This window comes from Magnetofaba australis IT-1 (assembly GCF_002109495.1).
Taxonomy (GTDB): domain Bacteria; phylum Pseudomonadota; class Magnetococcia; order Magnetococcales; family Magnetococcaceae; genus Magnetofaba; species Magnetofaba australis.
This window is the reverse complement of sequence record NZ_LVJN01000011.1, coordinates 14,937-30,569: the sequence shown is the minus strand read 5'-3', so window position 1 is coordinate 30,569 and position 15,633 is coordinate 14,937. Positions and strand designations below refer to the sequence as shown.

Sequence of the window (15,633 nt, the reverse complement as noted above, 5' to 3'; positions counted from 1 at the left end):
TGAAGCATGCTCAAGCGGTTTGAATCCCGTGAGTCCCTCCTGGCCGAAAAGGGCCGGGAGGGCTCTCTGGCTGGTGCGGATTTGAGCTTCCTGGACCTGTCCGGGCTGGATCTTTCCAGCCTGGACTTGTCCGAGGCGGTTCTGTCGGGCAGTCAGTTGCAGGGCGCCAATCTGAAAGACGCCAATCTGGACCATGTGTTTGTCCAGGACGCCTTTATGGCGGGGGTGAATCTCTCTGGCGTCAACCTGCATGGCGGCTTTTTTCAGCGCGTGGAGATGCCGGGCTGCGATTTCAGCGGCGCCGACATGCGCGATATGCGTCTCTATCTGAGCAACGCTTCGTCTTCCACCTTTGCCGATGTGGTGTTTTCCCGATCGGAGTTGCAGGGCACCGATTTTACCGGCAGCACTTTCTCGCGCTGTCGCATTGACTCGGTGAATATGCGCGAGACCACGCTGGAGGACGCCGCGTTCGCCCAGTGCGATCTCTCCGCCACGGATCTGCGCAAAGCGGATCTGCATTCGGCCACATACGACCAGATTATCGCCACCGACGCGCTCTACTACGGCAAGCCGCCGTGGGGCGACGCCGATCATGTGGACACCGACTGGCGCGATAAGCTGGTCACCTTTGACGGCGAGTGATTGTCTGCGACTGGGAGCCCTGAGATGGCTCTTACCCCGGAGCAACAAAGCCAACTGGATGGGTTTAAGCGCAAGGTGCAATACCTTGCGCAGACACGCTCCATTTTGGAGGCCGACCGCCTCTGGAACGCCTTCCTGGCGGGCGAGGGGGATAGCCTGACCCTGGCGGATTGCCAGATGTGTTTGGCGCTGCTGCACTATCCCGATGCGGACCTCTACGATTGGGTGAGCGGGCTCAAGCCTGCGCCGGAGGCGCTGGACCCGTCCTGGTTGCAGAGGCTGGCCAAGTACTGTACGTAACGCATCGCCTCTGGCGGTGCGTTTTTGTATACTCCCGCCATGATTCGCGCCCCTGCGCGCTCTTCTCCGTTGAACCCCTGTTTCGTGCTGGACCCTCCCCATGGCCAAAATAGAGCTGTCCCGTGACGTGGCCACTGCGTTGCTGCGTCTCTGTCCCGACCTGGAGCGCTTCGGCGAGCAGTTGAAAATCGCCCCGCGCGTGGTGATCCCCTATGAGGCGTTGAGCGCTGCGCATCTGGATGCGCTGATCAATCTGCACAGCGCCGTGGCAACGGAGGAGGGTAAACGCCAGGCCGCGCTTCTGGATGCCTATCGATTGACGCTGAGTCAGGATCTGCCGCGTTATGAAATGGGCCAGTTCGAGCAGTTGATTCCAGATCTGATCGACTATGTCTCCAACGGGGTGGCGCGCGGCTGGCTGTTCAAGCTGGACGCCTCATCCACGCTGCGGCCCTATGTGGTCGGGCGCATTGACTTCACGCCCCCCGGCGGCGATGACAGCGCGCGTCTGGTCATGGAGGTGCGCGCCAACAGCTGTGGTCAACTGGCGCATCCGCATCTGATCTTCCCCGAGCGGGCGATGGCGGGGCAGACTTTGGCGGAGCTGCTGGCGGCTAAAGGGTATGTGCGGGAGACGCCGCAACTGTTGGCGCTATATGACGCCCAGCGCGAACGCTATTTTGATTGGCGCAATCGCTTCCACGAGCAGTTCTCCGGGGATGGCGTGGGCATCATCGCCGACGATCCCACGGCGACGCATCGCAACACCGACTTTTCGCGTAAGAATCGCATTGCGCTCTCCACCAGCGACGCGCCCGCCCGTCTGGTCAATGATGAGTCGATCCTCAAGGATCGGGACCTGACCCTGGAGTCCGCAGGCAACATTCTGGGCGCGCTGCTCAAGCGCATTGATCGCGATTCAGGGCTCTCTCGGGAGGCGGACAACCGCATTCTGGCGCTGGCTGAGGCGATGGATCCGCAGTTGTTTACCCAGATTCCGGTACACGCCTATCTGTTCCTGTTCCATCTGGAGATGCATCAACATCTGTGGGTGCATCTTGACTATCTCCAGCTCTACCGCTATCAGCCGGAGTTGAAAGAGAAGCTGGTCCTGCCCACTGAGCATGTGGATCTGATTGACATTCTCACCGCCGAGATGGATGTGTTGATGGATGATATCGTGGCGGGCAAGTCCGGCGGGACGACTGTGCTTTGCTCCGGCCCGGCGGGGGTCGGCAAGACGCTGACCGCTGAGGTGTATGCGGAGATTATCCGGCGTCCTTTGTACCGGGTGCACTCCGGCCAGTTGGGGCTCAACGTGGCGGAGATGGAGAAGACCTTGAAAGAGGTGCTGATTCGCGCGCAGCGTTGGGGCGCGGTGATGCTCATCGACGAAGCCGACGTCTATATCAAACGCCGTGATGACAACCTGGCCATGAACGCCGTGGTGGGGGTGTTCCTGCGGGTGTTGGAGTACTTCAACGGACTGCTCTTCCTCACCACCAACCGCACCCACGATATCGATGAAGCGATCATCTCCCGCTGCATCGCCATGATCCGCTATCAGGCGCCCTCACGTGAGGAGCGGGCGCGCATCTGGGCGGTGATGGGCGAGCAGTTCCAGCTCGGTCTGGATGCGCCGATGACCCAAGCGTTGGCCGAACGCTACCCCAAGGCGACAGGTCGGGATATTAAAGGCTTAGCCAAATTGGTGGCCAAATACTGCGCTCACCGCAAAGCGCAGCCCAATCTGGAAACTTTTGCCCACTGCGCCATCTTCCGCGGCATGGACCTGGACTAACCGGAATCCCGTCGTCAGTCCCGGTCTATAGTGAGTCAAAACCAAAACTGCACAGACCGTCCAATGTTTGTGTAACGTAGGTCCGGCTTGCGCTGACTATTGGCCGCCGACTGGTCGGCGGCGGGGTGATTCGGGCCATCCATGGCTCTCTCCCTTCGGGGTCGCTGCGCGAGTCCGATTCGGCAATCCTGCCGAATCGTCTGGGGGCCGCGCCCCCAGCGGGGTTTGGGGCGGCGCCCCAAGGTTTGGTTGTTGGGAGCTCAAGGGCGGAGCCCTCGATATCTCCCATTTTCAAAATCGCCAATGTTCAATTTTGAATTTGACTGACTCTATGCGTCCATACCGTTCGGTTGATGACTCAGAAGGCCATGGCGGGCTGGAGATGAGGCGTGAGTTGGGCAATGCAGACGTGGGTGCGGCGCTCGAGAAATTCAGCGAATTGCTGATCGGAGTTGATGATGTGCTCCATCAGCTACCCCTCCAGAAAATAGAACAGCGCCATCCCCAAACTCTTGCGGGTGGCGTTGCTGCTCAGATGTTTGAACGCCTCGTCGAACCCCCGCAACTCTTCATACAGCGCGGCGTGTTGCTGTTGATGTTGATGGAGATCCGGATAGCCCGCATCGACCATATGCGCCTCTTCATGGTCAAAGTGATGAGAGACGTAGTTGTTCAGCGCCAGCATGATCATGCTCAGACGATCAAACTGTTCCCGTTCCACGGCGCGCTTAAGGACGGAGAAGTGGCGGAACAGCGCTTCATGTTCGCTATCCACCTCTGGGATGCCAAGATAGGTCATATCCACTGTTGCGATGGTCATGTTTCTATTCCTTAGAAAATGTAATCGCTACCCCAGGATGTAGATTACTCCTGCTGGGTAAATGCCCAATGGCGAACTTGTGAGAAAATGACAGAATGTTGTTAACGTGCTGTGAATGGCCAATTTTAGCGGGACATGACCGTTCTGACTGAACAGACGCGAAGGGCGAGATGGCGGTTACAGGTAGGAGAGGAAACGCGGGCGAATCGGAGTATTGCAGGAATAAAGCGCAAGGTTTTTCGGGGTGGCTCGACACTGATCCGGACGGGGCGCAAGGCCCCATCGGACGGAAACAGCGTTGTCAGGATATCGGGGTGGAATTAGTTGTCGACGCGCTGTCGCAACTCTTTCCCAGCTTTAAAGAAAGGCACGCGCTTTTCGGGCACCGAGACGGCGCGTCCGGTTTTGGGGTTGCGCGCCTGCCGAGCTTGCCGGACACGGACTTCAAACACGCCAAAGCCTCGTAACTCAACGCGCTCGCCACGCTCCATGGCCTTGATGATTTCAGACAGCACCAGGGAAACGGCAGTCTCGGCGTTCTGTTTTGAGAGGTCGTAATCTTCGGCAATTTTCTGAATTAATTGCGATTTGGTCATTTTGTCCCGTCCTTGACACACGGTTGCGCTTTGTATAGCGGGGGGGAATCGATTGTTCCGGCGTCAAACGCTTGTGCATAGCCTATGGGATGCGCTCGTTGGTTGCAACATAAAACTCCGATTAGATTATGAATTTCCAGTAAAAAAAACAGATGTGCGAGGATTTTGGACGGCGTTTGCAAGGCGGGCGGAAAAATTAGCTGGGTCTGTTGGGAAAAAATTGCCTGTTTGAATGTCCATCCTGCGTTGGGAGTGTGTAGGGTTTATATGGCTAATTATATGTAAACTCAGGTTAAAACAGAGAATGCTTGAGTTGGCTTGGATCTTGATTTGTGGGAAGTGAACAGCCTGCGGCGCATGTGGTCGCCTAGCGCGCTTCAGCTCGACTGCTGTGCGCGACCGCTCCTCTGTACCAGCGCCAGGCATGGCAGACACTTTCCAGCCTATTTGGAGGCGACATGGCTACGGTCGAGATTCCCGTTCGTTGCCCAGACTGTGGCAGTCTGGATGTGATCAAATTTGGCAAGCATCGCAATGGCGAGCAGCGCTACCGCTGTAACAATGGCGGCTGCGAGCGCACCATCTTCATGCTCGATGATGCCTCCTGGATGGCGTTGGCCACGCTGAAAAACGCCATCGCCCACCATCTGATCAACGGCTATGGCATTGCGCAGACGGCGGACCATCTGGGCGTCCATCCGGAGTTGGTGACGCAAACTTTGGCCATGTCGCCGATGCAGGCGCAGGCCGCCCGCCGCATGGTGCTGTAGTCGACTTCTCGCTCTGTTTGTTCTGACGCCCCGGCCGCAGCGCCGCTTTGCGGCCGGGGTGAAGTTGCATTCGCCGCTCTGCGCGGATTTTCTGTTTTCCAGAAAACCCCTTGGCAATCTCTTCCGCCTCGGTCACCATGCTCAATTCATCCTGTCCTGAGGCGAATGCAGCCGAGGGGCCCAATCCCGACATACTGGTTTTTTTAAGGAGTGATTCATGCTGCGCTTTCGTTCCGCCATGCGCATGTCCAGTCTGGCGTTCGTCGCCGGTGTCTCCGCTTTGAGTTTCGCTGCGCCCGCCGCGGCGCTCGACATGAAGGACATGAACGCAAAGGTCAATTATGCAGTCAGCTACAATATGGCGACTGGCGTTCTGGCGGGTTTCTCCAATCTGGAGATTGAGCTGAATAAAGAGGCTGTTATGGAGGCGGTGAATGATGCGTTCTCCGGCAAGCCTTCGCAGTTGAGCGACGCCCAGTTCAAAGAGACTCAGGTGGTGGTCAAGGATAAGATGATCGCCGCCAAGTTGAGGGCTGAGGAGCAGGCCAAAAAGAGCCTCGAAAAACAGGCCGAAGTCAATAAGGCTGAAGGCGAGGCGTTTCTGGCCAAGAACAAGAGCGCCGAGGGCGTCATCACCACCGCCAGCGGTTTGCAATATCGTGTGGATGTGCAGGGTAGCGGTCCCAAACCCACCGAGAGTGATCGCGTAACCGCGCACTATCAGGGAACCTTCCTCAATGGCAAACCGTTCGACAGCTCCATCAAGCGCGGCAAACCGATGACCTTCGGCGTCCAGGACGTGATTCCGGGCTGGACCGAGGGGATTCAACTGATGCCCGTGGGCAGCAAGTACACCTTCTGGATTCCCAGTGACTTGGCGTATGGCGTGAGTGGACGTCCGCCGGTGATCGCGCCCAACGCGACGCTGAAGTTTGAGGTGGAATTGATCAGTATTGAGAAATAATCCTGGCTTGAAATGAGGTGTGATCATGAGTAGCGCAGCGCAGAATGAGGCGGCGGGTAAGGCGTTTTTGCAAGAGAACGCCGGTAAAGATGGGGTGGAGTCCACGGCAACGGGCTTGCAGTACATGGTTCTTGAGCAGGGCCAGGGTGGCCCCAAGCCCAGCGCCGCCAGCCAGGTGACCGTGCACTATACCGGCTCTTTGCTCGATGGCAGCGTGTTCGATAGCTCCGTCACACGCGGCGAGCCCATCGCTTTTGGCTTGAACCGTGTGATCCCCGGCTGGACCGAAGGGGTGCAATTGATGTCCGTGGGCGACAAGTTCCGCTTTTTCATCCCTCACGAGTTGGCCTATGGGCCCATGGGCATGCCGCCGGTGATTCCGCCGGCCGCCACCCTTATTTTTGATGTGGAGCTGTTGGCCATCGCATAAGATGGACACCACGCTGCGGCGTTCAGAAATACCAATAAAACAGGCGCATGAGTTCGCAACTCATGCGCCTGTTTTGTTTTTCTCTGGATGCGCGCATCACAGGTGTGCGCTGACGCGGAGTCACAATACAGCAGGGAATTTAACAACATTAGTAAAATCTGATAAACGGGGTTGCCAAAGTCTGCGTGTCTAGCGATAATTGTACAGTTTGGTTTGTGCAATCCATTGGGATTCTCAGACCGCGTTATACGCAATTGTTTGGTTCAGCGTTGCAGAACTCTCCAGGACACTCCGTGATCAATCTGAGCTCACTGTCTATCTCGAAAACCTTTTTGGCGCTGTTCCTCTTCATCACGGTCATCGCGACGGGGATGCTTGGCTCCATGGTGGGGTATTTGAAGAATCACTCCATCAATCAGATGGCGCTGAATGAAGCGCGGCAGAATACCGAACTGATATTCCAAAGCCTGCTTTCGGTGATGCGCAAAGGGTGGACCCGCGATGAACTGGAGGAGGTGGTGGGGCGTCTGAATCGGGCGCTGCCGGATATTGAAATTCATACGCTGCGCTCGCAGCATGTGGCGGACTTTTTTGGCGATGTGGAGGACGGCGCGGCGCGGCGTCAGGAGCCGTTGGTGGCGCAGGCGTTGGCCACAGGGGAGGCGACCCTGAATCAAAGCGACCACATGTTGCGCTTTGTCTATCCGGTGATTGCGCACCAAGAGTGCATCAGCTGTCACGCCAATATGAAAGAGGGCATGGTCAACGGCGTCATCGATATTCGCTTCCCTGTGGAGCGTTTGCGTGTGCCGCTGGAGTACACCGTCAACTGGGTTTCGCTCTCCTTTGTGAGCGTGCTGGTGATTCTGTTTTTGGCGCTGTTTATCTCGGTGCGGCGGATGCTGGTGCATCCCATTACCGGGCTGTCACGCCACATGGCGGAGATTCGTGAGAGTCAGGATCCCCACAAACGTCTGCACGAAGCTGAAACCGGCTCCAGTGAAGTGCGCAAGCTGGCGCATAATTTCAATACTTTGCTGGATCGATTGGATGAGGCCAGCGATCAGTTGCGCGCGCTCTCGGAGGTGGACGCTCTGACGGGACTGGCCAATCGACGCAAGTTCGATCAGGCGTTTGACGTGGAGCTGGCGCGGGCCAAACGCTATGAGCACCCCTTCTCGCTGCTGATGCTGGACCTCAATCGCTTCAAGCCCATCAATGATACCTACGGCCATGACGCCGGAGACGCGATTTTGGCGGGGTTGGGGGAGTCGTTGCGCACCCATCTGCGTCAAAATGACTTGATCGCCCGGGTCGGAGGCGATGAGTTTGCCATGCTGTTGCCGGAGACCGGCGCCGAGGGCGCGCGCTTGATGGCCGATAAAGTGGTGGAGATGATTGAGCAGACCTCGGTGAACTACCAGGGCAAGACATTAAGCGTGGGCGCGTCTGTGGGGGTGGCCAGCTATCCGGAGGATGGCGATGGCATGCAGGCGTTGCAGATCGCAGCCGATCAGGCGATGTATGCGGATAAAGCGCGGCGCAAAGCGGGGCGCTGACGCCACCTGGGATTGATTCTCCGAACCTAAGGTTCAAACCACCGGCTTTAGCCGGTCAGCTTTAGCCGACCACGTGGTAGCGGTATGGGCAGCATCAGGCCATAATGGACGTATTCCTGGAGAGGAGGGCTATGTCCATGAAATACCGATACGGAAGCCACACGGTATATAATATTGAGTACCATTTTGTGTGGGCGACAAAGTACCGCTACAAAGTTCTGAGTGGAGAGGTGGCGACCAGCGTCCGTGAGTATGTGCGGCAGACGTGTGAAGCGTTTGAGATCAGGATACTCAAGGGGGTGGTGAGCAAAGATCATGTCCATATTTTGGTCTCTGCGCCGCCGAACATGGCTCCAAGTGAAATCATGCGCCGGATCAAAGGGCGTTCGTCGAGCAAATTGTTTGAGGAATACCCCCACCTCAAGAAACGATACTGGGGCCGCCATTTTTGGGCGCGAGGGTACTTCTGCGCGACGGTCGGTCAGATTACAGATGAAATGGTTCAGGAGTACCTTGAGCATCATTTCGAGCCGAATCCGAATGACAAATTCCAGTTGGAGCCAGAATAAACCGGCTTTAGCCGGTATCCGGACTTTCAGTCCGTAAGGCTAACCCACCGGCTTTAGCCGGTGGTTGTTGAGTGAATGCTGGTTTTCGATAGGGCGCGCCTGCTTGGCGCGCCCTTTGCGTTTTTGGGGGGGGACGACGTTCAAATGCAATAGGCGCAAGCATTCCAATTGAATTTCGGGGGGGCGCATGGATCAGCTGGCAAAGGCGGAGCAGTGGCGCGCGCGCGCGGCGCAATTGGCTCAGGAGCGACAGTGGGCGGCGCTGATGACGGCGTGTGCGCAGGCGCCCAGCGAGGAGGACGCCGCGCGCTTCATTGGACGGGCGTTGACTGGGCTTGGCCGCTATGCCGAAGCGTTACCGCGTCTGCAACAGGGGCTGGAGTTGTGGCCGGAAGAGATCGTGCTGTATACGGCCCTGGCGCAAGCGTTGAACGGCGTGGGACGCGCGGATATGGCGTTGACTCTGTTTGAGCGCGCCGCGGAGCTGAATCCCGAGGATATGGCGGTGCGCTTGGCGCACGCGGACCAGCTCAGTCGTCTCAATCGCCCCGCAGACGCGTTGAAACGCTATCAACTGATTCTGTTTTCGCAGCCGCAGTGTGTGGAGGCGCACTGGAAGTTGGCGGAGTTGTTGCGCCAGTTGGGCCAGGGACAAACCGCACGGCGTCACTATGAGAAGGCGGTGGAGCTGGATGCCGCCTGTTGGCAAGCGTGGTTGGGGTTGGGCAATCTGTTGCTGGCGCAGGACGAAGGCGAGGCGGCGCTGGCGGCGTTTGAACATGGAGCTGAGCATGCGCCCTCGTTGGCGGTGTTTCAGAATGGCGCGGGACTGGCTCTGATGCAGTTGGGCCGTGTGGAGGTCGCCATCGCCCGCTACGAAGAGGCGTTGCGGCAGAGTCCCGCCGATCTGCATCTGTGGCACAATCTGGGCAACGCGCAGCGGGAGAGCGGCGCGTTTGAGGCCGCGGCGCACTCCTATCAACAGGGGCTGAATCTCGCCCCGGACCATCCCCACCTGCTGGCGGCGCTGTGCCGTGTGAGCCGTCCGCCGACGCCCGCGTTGCTGACGCAGTTGACGCAGGCGGAGGCGGCACCGGAGTGCGATGACGCCGCCCGCATCGCGCTCAATTTCGCTTTGGGCGAAGCGTTGGACAAGCAGGGGGAGTATGACGCGGCGTTTGCGCGCTATCAGCGCGCCAATCATCTCAAATATCAGGTGCAGGGGCCCAGCGATCTGGAGGAGCAGTTGGCCCTGATGCGACGCATCCGACAGGCGTTTCCCAGCCGCAGCATCTTTAATCGGCTGCCGCGCGGCGATCTCCAGGAGCGTGCGCCAATATTTCTGGTGGGCCTGTTCCGCTCCGGCTCGTCTCTGATCGAACACATTCTGTGTAGTCACCCCCAGGTGGCGGGGGTGGGGGAGCGCGATTTTCTGGATCGGATTGCGCGCAATCTGCCGTTTGATCTGGGCGTGGCCACGCCCTATCCCCAGTGCATTGAGAATATGGACGGGGCCACAGCGCAGCGCGCGGCGCAACGTTATGTGGCTGAACTGCACCGCTGGCGCGACAAGCAGGATGATCCTGAGGTGACGCGGGTGACCGACAAGCTCCTGTTCAATTTTCTGCATCTGGGGCTGATCGCTCTGCTCCTGCCCAATGCGCGCATCGTGCACTGCCGCCGCACCCCGTTGGATGTGTGCTTATCGGGCTATTTTCAGAACTTCACCACCGGTATGCGGTTTATGCAGGATATCGAGGAGATCGCCCGCTACCACCGCGCCTACGACGAGTTGATGGCGCACTGGCGGGCGGTGTTGCCTCTGCCCATTCATGAGGTGCATTACGAAGAGCTGACGGAAGATCCCGAGCGGGTGGTGACAGAGCTGCTGACCGCACTGGATCTGCCCCTGGATGAACGCTGCTTGCGCCACCATGAGACCAAACGCGCGGTGCAGACCGCCAGCGCAGGGCAGGTGAGAGCGCCAATCCACACCGGATCAAAGGAGCGCTGGCGGCGTTATGAGAGTCATCTGCAGGGGGTGCGGGAGATTCTGAGCCGCTAGGCGGGGCGTATTGTTCTGTTGCGCAGACACTCTCTCTTCTTTGTGCGTTTCAATGGAGACCGACAAATAAAAAGCGATTTGCGTCGCGAATTCACCAACTCAGTTAAGATGCTGTGTCTAAATGGTTAATCCAGGTTATGCGGCAGCATTCTCCAACGCGATGAGAAAAAAAACGCCGTGTGTGCGTTTTTTTTCTCAAGATCTTCTCACAGGGACCGATAACGGACTCGTAGAGATATCTTTTGAGCGATGCCAGGAAGAACGTCGCCAAACCGGCGCCAGGGAGGTTACGTCGCCGCACTTGTGAGAAACACCATGGCTCTGACAATTTTAAATACCGCCGCGTCTTCCTCGTCTGCATTGGCGAAGCAGACCCAATCATCCCTGGAGAAGTCGTATGCCCGCTTGTCCGCCGGCTTGCGCATCAACAGCGCCGCCGATGACGCCGCCGGGCTTGCCATCGCCACGCGGATGTCCGCCGATGTGCGCGGTCTGAATCAAGCGCGCAACAACGTCAACGATGGGGTCTCGATGACTCAGGTGGCGCAGGGCGCCCTGAGCGAAGTGCAGACCGGCATGCAACGTCTGCAGGAGTTGGCGACGCAGTCGGCCAATGGCACATTGACGGATACCGATCGCGCGGCGCTACAGGCGGAGGCTGAACAGATTCAGTCGCAGATCACCAGCACCCTGGAGAACACCCAATACAACGGCAAGAGTCTGCTCTCCGCCGACGCCACCGTCACCCTGCAACTGGGGCAGGATGAGGGCGATGCCCTGGATCTCGCCACCACCGATCTGACGGCGTCGTTGCAGAATATCGACATTTCCACTCAGGCGGGCGCAGAGTCGGCGCTCTCCACCATGCAAACCAATCTTGCTACCGTGTCCAGCGAACAGGGCAAGCTTGGCGCATACGAAAACCGCCTCTCCGCCGCCGCCAGCGTTCTGTCGACGGAGTCGGTCAATTATGAAGCCTCGCTGGCGCGCATACAGGATGCCGACATCGCCTCGGAATCAGCCAATCAACTGAACTCCCAGGTGCGTCAACAGGCCGCCCTTTCCGTGCTGACCCAGGCCAATCAGCTATCCGGGCAGGTGTACCAACTGCTGCAAAACTGATCGGCTCTATCGCATCGGCGTAAAATAGCGGGCCCCATGCCAGGCAATCCATCGGCATGGGGCCTTGATTTTTCACCCCCGGCATGCTCTTCTTGGACGCGCGCTCGCCTACTGTTTTCGGGCGCGTTTTTTTATTCCATTCGCCCTGTCCAGAGCGTTGCCATTTGCCATGACCTTGCGTGTAAAGCTCCTTGCCTCAGTCGTTGCGCTGCTGTGCGCGGCGGGCCTGCTGTATTGGATTGTTGCTCGTCCTGCGCCCTTTTCCGCACCGCCGCCGCAACAGATTATCAACGCCGACGCGGAGTTGAATCAGCGCGACGCGCGTTTGATGACGTCGTTGGAGACCGCCGCCGCCGCTTTGCGCCAGGGCGAGGATGCGCGCGAGAGTCTGAACCAACAGATGCGCGCATGGCGCAATCTGTTGATTCGCGGCATGGATCCGGCGCTGTTTGAAAAACACCTGAATGAGTTCCACGAGGCCAAGACCCAGGCCCGTACGCGGTGGCAAACCCTGGGCGGACTGCTCACCGAGAGCGCCGACATGAGCAAACGGGTGGAGACCATCCTGGCTGCTCATGCGGCATTGGATGAGCGTTTCCGCGCCGCCATTCGCACCTTTCAGCTGAGCGAAAACAATCCCAAGTTGGAAGCCGACGCCCAGGCGCGCGACCTGGAGTTGAGTCTGTATCAAGAGGTCGATTCGCTGCTGGCGCGTCTGCGTAAGATTCATCAGGACGCTATCTCAGGGCTGGAGGATCTGCTGCGCGCGCGCCAGAGCGAGCTGGAGGCCGCGCCGCTGGTGTTGCAGGCGCCTGCGCCCAAATTCCAAGACTACCGCGGCATCGGACTGGCGCTGATGGCGCTGCTGGCGCTGGGGGTGTGGGGGCTGCTGGATTGGATGACCGCCGCGCCGCTCAAACGCATGGCTACGGCGCTGCGCGAGCGGGCTGCGCAGATGCGTGCGGATGGCGAGGCTGACGCCGTGGCGTCGCTTGACGGACTTGATGAGTTCGCCGCGGTTGAACAGGGTGTTGAGCAGGTGTTGGCGGGCGCTGCGCGCAGTGCTGAGGAGATTCAAACTCTGCGTGCGCAGGTGGAGAGTCTGGGCCAGCGCGCCGAACGCGACGCCACCAGCGGGTTGCGTCATCTCAATGGTTTGCGCGCATGGTTTGATGCGCGCGTAGCGGCTGCGGTGGATGCCAGCGCTCCAGTATTGGACGCAGCGCAGGAGCCGGATCTGGATGCGCCAGCGACGGCGCCGAATCCTGCGCCGTCGCTGGCGCGGGTGTTTGTCATCGAGCCGGTTGAGTGGGACAAGTTGGAGGCGTTGTATGGCCCCCAAGCGGCCCTGGATCTGCGCCAGCGCATGAGCGAGCGGCTGGAGAAGGCGTTGGGCGCCAATGGCGCGGCGGCGCAGTGGGGCGCCCATGGTTTCGTCGCTGCGTTGTGCGACCCCACGGACGCGGACCCGCACACGCAGGCGCAGGCCGAGGCTGGGCGCATCTTTGCGGCGTTCGAGAAGCCCTTTACCGTGCGCGCGTTCGGCGTGGTGTTGCGTCTGCGCATGGGGGTGGCCATCGCTGCGGATGGCGAGTCGCTGGACGCGCCGTTACGCCGCGCCTGGCAGGCGTTGACCCAGGCGGCGCCGCAACAGAGTGTGGCGCTGTACGACCCGACCCAGGATCCGGCGCGTCAGGGCCTGTCCGAGCGCATGACGCAACTGCGCGAAGGGGTGCTGCGGCGCGAGTTGCGTCTCTACTTCCAGCCCATTGTGGACCTCAACCGTCAAGGGGTTGGCGAAGTCGAGGCGCTGCTGCGCTGGGAGCATCCTGAGCAGGGCGTGTTGGAGCCGGGCGAATTGATCCCCTGGGCGGAGCAGACCGGCGTGATTCGCGAAGTCACCCAATGGGCGCTGTCGGAGGCGGCGTCACGGCTGGTGAAGTGGGGGCACTCCGGCGTGAGTCTGGATATCGCCATGAACCTGTCTCAGCGCGATCTGGCCGATCCCAATTTTCCCGAACGTTTGGGACGTCTGTTGAGCGAACATCAGATCTCCCCACGGCAGTTGACCTTTGATATTCCCGCCGAAGCAGCGTTCAACCCGCACCTGAATCTGGAGCAGGCGCTGGATGGTTTGCGCCGTGTGGGCGTTGGACTGGCGCTGGACAACATCGGCCGCGGCGCGCAGCCGTGGGAGGCGTACTCACGTTGGCCACTGCGGCAGATCAAAACCGCGCCGGAGACCTTTGCCGCTCTCAATGACGCCGCCGGACATGAAGCCGCCATGCAGGCCATGGCGGCGTTTGGCCGCCATCTGGGCGCGCCGGCGGTGGCTAAGGGCATCGAGGATCGTCTCACCCTGGAGTTGGCGCGCAAAATGGGTTTCGAGGCGTTCCAGGGCTTCTTTATCAGTCCGCCGGTGGATGCGGTGGCCCTGCTCACCTGGATGCGCGAATCCCCCTGGAGCGGCGCCGCGTTTGGTTCCGGCGGGCGCAAACTCTCTTCCACCAGCAGCCGTGCGCAGTCAGCTCCGCAAGAGCCGCAGCAATCCGCGCCGCAATCGGCCAATCTCCCCACTGAAGGCTCCTGATCTCTCCCGCCTGGCGGGGGAGCCCCCCGCCGTCCGATCCCGCTTTGCTGCGCCTCGGCAGTTTCTTCCGGGGCGCGGCAACTCCTGTCCTTCGCTCGAGTTCTCCGGCCTTCGAATGTATCCCAGTGTATCCCGCATAATTATAACTTGTTGAATTTTCATGTTCTGATTTATTTATATTCACAATTATGAGTTGGCGCGATTCTCGCAGAATTGCAATCGAACCTATTTCAGAGCGCCCTGGTCCCGCCGTGGCGCGGCGAACTGAGCGCGGTGAAGAGGAGAGGTTGTTATGGGGATTGTGCTGGATCCGAAGATGCTGGCGCAGCAGGCGAAATTGATTAGCGAAGCGCGGGTGCGCCATCGTTCCGACTTGGCCTCGCGTCTACAGACTTCGCGATTTTTGTCCAATTTGGATTTGGTGCAAAAATTGACGGAGTACCGCGATGAGAGTCAACGTCTGTCGCGCATCTATGATTTGCATCGACGGCTTTCCGAGTCGCTGGACCTTGCCGGCATGTTGCAGGCGTTCTCGCTGTGGCTGCATCCGATGTTCGCCCATGAAATGGTGGGCTACCGCCATGCCGGTCAGAAACGCAGTCATCTGTGCTGTTCATCCCATGGCCCGCATCGGCAGACCATGGAAGAGGCTGCGCACTTTTTGCTCGCTGACCCGCAACGACGCACTGGCCCTGGGCAGATCGACGCCGTGGGGCTGGAGTACTGCTTTGTGCGGCTGGATGAGCCCATCGGCTTGGAGCGCTTTTTGATCATTCATCCGCCGTTGATGGCGACATTGCCGGATGAGTGCAGCGCCACGTTGCTTGCCGCTATTCATGAACTGCGCGGCCCGCTGGAGCGCGCGCTTGCGTATGAGGATCTGTATGATCAGGCGCGTCTGGATGCCCTGACCGGGTTGGTCAACCGCCGTGTGTTCGAGGAGCGTTTGCGTCAGGAGTTGGCCAATGCGGAACGCTATGGCCACCCGCTCTGCCTAGCCTATCTGGATCTGGACCACTTCAAAGCGGTCAATGACCGTCTGGGGCATGCCGAGGGGGACGCCGCATTGCTGTCGGTGTCGCGCGCATTGACCGAGAAAGTGCGCCATTCTGACTGTTTGGCGCGGGTGGGCGGCGATGAGTTTGCGCTGATTCTACCCAACACCGACCTGCGCAATGGGCGCATGCTCATGGAGCGTCTGTGTGAGGCTGTGGGCGCGCTGGGCATTCAAGCGCCTGATGCGCCGCCGCTGGGGGTGAGCATCGGCGTGACCATGTGGCGGCAGGGGCTGTCGTTGGCGACCTGGCGTGAGCAGACCGATGAGGCGCTCTACCGCGCCAAGGAGCAGGGGCGCAATCGAGTGTGCATTTAGCAATATATAGGCGGCAAGAGAGCACTGTTC

At 59.4% G+C, this 15,633-nt stretch carries 14 protein-coding genes; 12 read left to right on the top strand and 2 right to left on the bottom strand.

Features of this window, described 5'->3' with window-relative positions; all coding sequences use genetic code 11:
• The first annotated feature begins 6 nt into the window (after positions 1-6).
• The 3 genes from MAIT1_RS00935 to MAIT1_RS00925 all read left to right on the top strand — a co-directional run bounded on the left by MAIT1_RS00935 (position 7) and on the right by MAIT1_RS00925 (position 2,746).
• Positions 7-645 (top strand): pentapeptide repeat-containing protein, encoded by a 639-nt coding sequence (locus MAIT1_RS00935; RefSeq protein ID WP_085440144.1) that lies wholly within the window; start codon positions 7-9, stop codon positions 643-645.
• A gap of 24 nt (positions 646-669) precedes the next feature.
• Positions 670-945: an FAD assembly factor SdhE gene (locus MAIT1_RS00930; RefSeq protein ID WP_085440143.1), complete on the top strand. Its 276-nt coding sequence runs from the start codon at positions 670-672 to the stop codon at positions 943-945.
• A 100-nt stretch (positions 946-1,045) separates the two neighbouring features.
• Positions 1,046-2,746: an AAA family ATPase gene (locus tag MAIT1_RS00925; protein WP_085440142.1), complete on the top strand. Its 1,701-nt coding sequence runs from the start codon at positions 1,046-1,048 to the stop codon at positions 2,744-2,746.
• Positions 2,747-3,218: 472 nt separating this feature from the next.
• On the opposite strand, the gene MAIT1_RS00920 is transcribed toward MAIT1_RS00925, so the two are convergent.
• Entirely contained in the window at positions 3,219-3,566 is a 348-nt protein-coding gene (locus MAIT1_RS00920; protein ID WP_085440141.1) for a bacteriohemerythrin, read from the bottom strand.
• Positions 3,567-3,886: 320 nt separating this feature from the next.
• Entirely contained in the window at positions 3,887-4,162 is a 276-nt protein-coding gene (locus MAIT1_RS00915; protein ID WP_085440140.1) for an integration host factor subunit beta, read from the bottom strand.
• Positions 4,163-4,620: 458 nt separating this feature from the next.
• On the opposite strand from MAIT1_RS00915, the gene MAIT1_RS00910 reads away from it, so the two are divergent.
• The 9 genes from MAIT1_RS00910 (at position 4,621) to MAIT1_RS00870 (ending at position 15,603) form a co-directional block, all read left to right on the top strand.
• Positions 4,621-4,932, top strand: coding sequence for an IS1/IS1595 family N-terminal zinc-binding domain-containing protein (locus MAIT1_RS00910; RefSeq protein ID WP_085440139.1), 312 nt, complete (start codon positions 4,621-4,623; stop codon positions 4,930-4,932).
• 217 nt (positions 4,933-5,149) lie between these two features.
• Positions 5,150-5,896: an FKBP-type peptidyl-prolyl cis-trans isomerase gene (locus tag MAIT1_RS00905; protein WP_143814592.1), complete on the top strand. Its 747-nt coding sequence runs from the start codon at positions 5,150-5,152 to the stop codon at positions 5,894-5,896.
• A 25-nt stretch (positions 5,897-5,921) separates the two neighbouring features.
• Complete coding sequence (locus MAIT1_RS00900) at positions 5,922-6,326, top strand: FKBP-type peptidyl-prolyl cis-trans isomerase (RefSeq protein ID WP_085440138.1); 405 nt, start codon at positions 5,922-5,924, stop codon at positions 6,324-6,326.
• A 293-nt stretch (positions 6,327-6,619) separates the two neighbouring features.
• Positions 6,620-7,885, top strand: coding sequence for a GGDEF domain-containing protein (locus tag MAIT1_RS00895; RefSeq protein WP_085440137.1), 1,266 nt, complete (start codon positions 6,620-6,622; stop codon positions 7,883-7,885).
• A gap of 137 nt (positions 7,886-8,022) precedes the next feature.
• Positions 8,023-8,454, top strand: a complete 432-nt coding sequence (gene tnpA / locus MAIT1_RS00890) for an IS200/IS605 family transposase (protein ID WP_085440116.1) — start codon at positions 8,023-8,025, stop codon at positions 8,452-8,454.
• 187 nt (positions 8,455-8,641) lie between these two features.
• A complete protein-coding gene (locus MAIT1_RS00885) occupies positions 8,642-10,519 on the top strand; it encodes a tetratricopeptide repeat-containing sulfotransferase family protein (RefSeq protein WP_085440136.1) in 1,878 nt (625 codons plus the stop codon).
• 315 nt (positions 10,520-10,834) lie between these two features.
• Positions 10,835-11,641, top strand: a complete 807-nt coding sequence (locus tag MAIT1_RS00880) for a flagellin N-terminal helical domain-containing protein (RefSeq protein WP_158089240.1) — start codon at positions 10,835-10,837, stop codon at positions 11,639-11,641.
• 169 nt (positions 11,642-11,810) lie between these two features.
• Complete coding sequence (locus tag MAIT1_RS00875; protein WP_085440134.1) at positions 11,811-14,231, top strand: GGDEF domain-containing phosphodiesterase; 2,421 nt, start codon at positions 11,811-11,813, stop codon at positions 14,229-14,231.
• A 292-nt stretch (positions 14,232-14,523) separates the two neighbouring features.
• Positions 14,524-15,603 carry a GGDEF domain-containing protein gene (locus MAIT1_RS00870; protein ID WP_085440133.1) on the top strand — a complete coding sequence of 360 codons (1,080 nt, stop codon included), beginning with the start codon at positions 14,524-14,526 and terminating at the stop codon, positions 15,601-15,603.
• Positions 15,604-15,633 lie beyond the last annotated feature (30 nt).

Excerpts from the sequence above, each read along its gene's own strand:
- MAIT1_RS00935 (WP_085440144.1), top strand. The coding sequence starts at position 7 with ATGCTCAAGCGGTTTGAATCCCGTGAGTCCCTCCTGGCCGAAAAGGGC.
- MAIT1_RS00930 (WP_085440143.1), top strand. The coding sequence starts at position 670 with ATGGCTCTTACCCCGGAGCAACAAAGCCAACTGGATGGGTTTAAGCGC.
- MAIT1_RS00925 (WP_085440142.1), top strand. The coding sequence starts at position 1,046 with ATGGCCAAAATAGAGCTGTCCCGTGACGTGGCCACTGCGTTGCTGCGT.
- MAIT1_RS00920 (WP_085440141.1), bottom strand. The coding sequence starts at position 3,566 with ATGACCATCGCAACAGTGGATATGACCTATCTTGGCATCCCAGAGGTG.
- MAIT1_RS00915 (WP_085440140.1), bottom strand. The coding sequence starts at position 4,162 with ATGACCAAATCGCAATTAATTCAGAAAATTGCCGAAGATTACGACCTC.
- MAIT1_RS00910 (WP_085440139.1), top strand. The coding sequence starts at position 4,621 with ATGGCTACGGTCGAGATTCCCGTTCGTTGCCCAGACTGTGGCAGTCTG.
- MAIT1_RS00905 (WP_143814592.1), top strand. The coding sequence starts at position 5,150 with ATGCTGCGCTTTCGTTCCGCCATGCGCATGTCCAGTCTGGCGTTCGTC.
- MAIT1_RS00900 (WP_085440138.1), top strand. The coding sequence starts at position 5,922 with ATGAGTAGCGCAGCGCAGAATGAGGCGGCGGGTAAGGCGTTTTTGCAA.
- tnpA (WP_085440116.1), top strand. The coding sequence starts at position 8,023 with ATGAAATACCGATACGGAAGCCACACGGTATATAATATTGAGTACCAT.
- MAIT1_RS00885 (WP_085440136.1), top strand. The coding sequence starts at position 8,642 with ATGGATCAGCTGGCAAAGGCGGAGCAGTGGCGCGCGCGCGCGGCGCAA.
- MAIT1_RS00880 (WP_158089240.1), top strand. The coding sequence starts at position 10,835 with ATGGCTCTGACAATTTTAAATACCGCCGCGTCTTCCTCGTCTGCATTG.
- MAIT1_RS00875 (WP_085440134.1), top strand. The coding sequence starts at position 11,811 with ATGACCTTGCGTGTAAAGCTCCTTGCCTCAGTCGTTGCGCTGCTGTGC.
- MAIT1_RS00870 (WP_085440133.1), top strand. The coding sequence starts at position 14,524 with ATGGGGATTGTGCTGGATCCGAAGATGCTGGCGCAGCAGGCGAAATTG.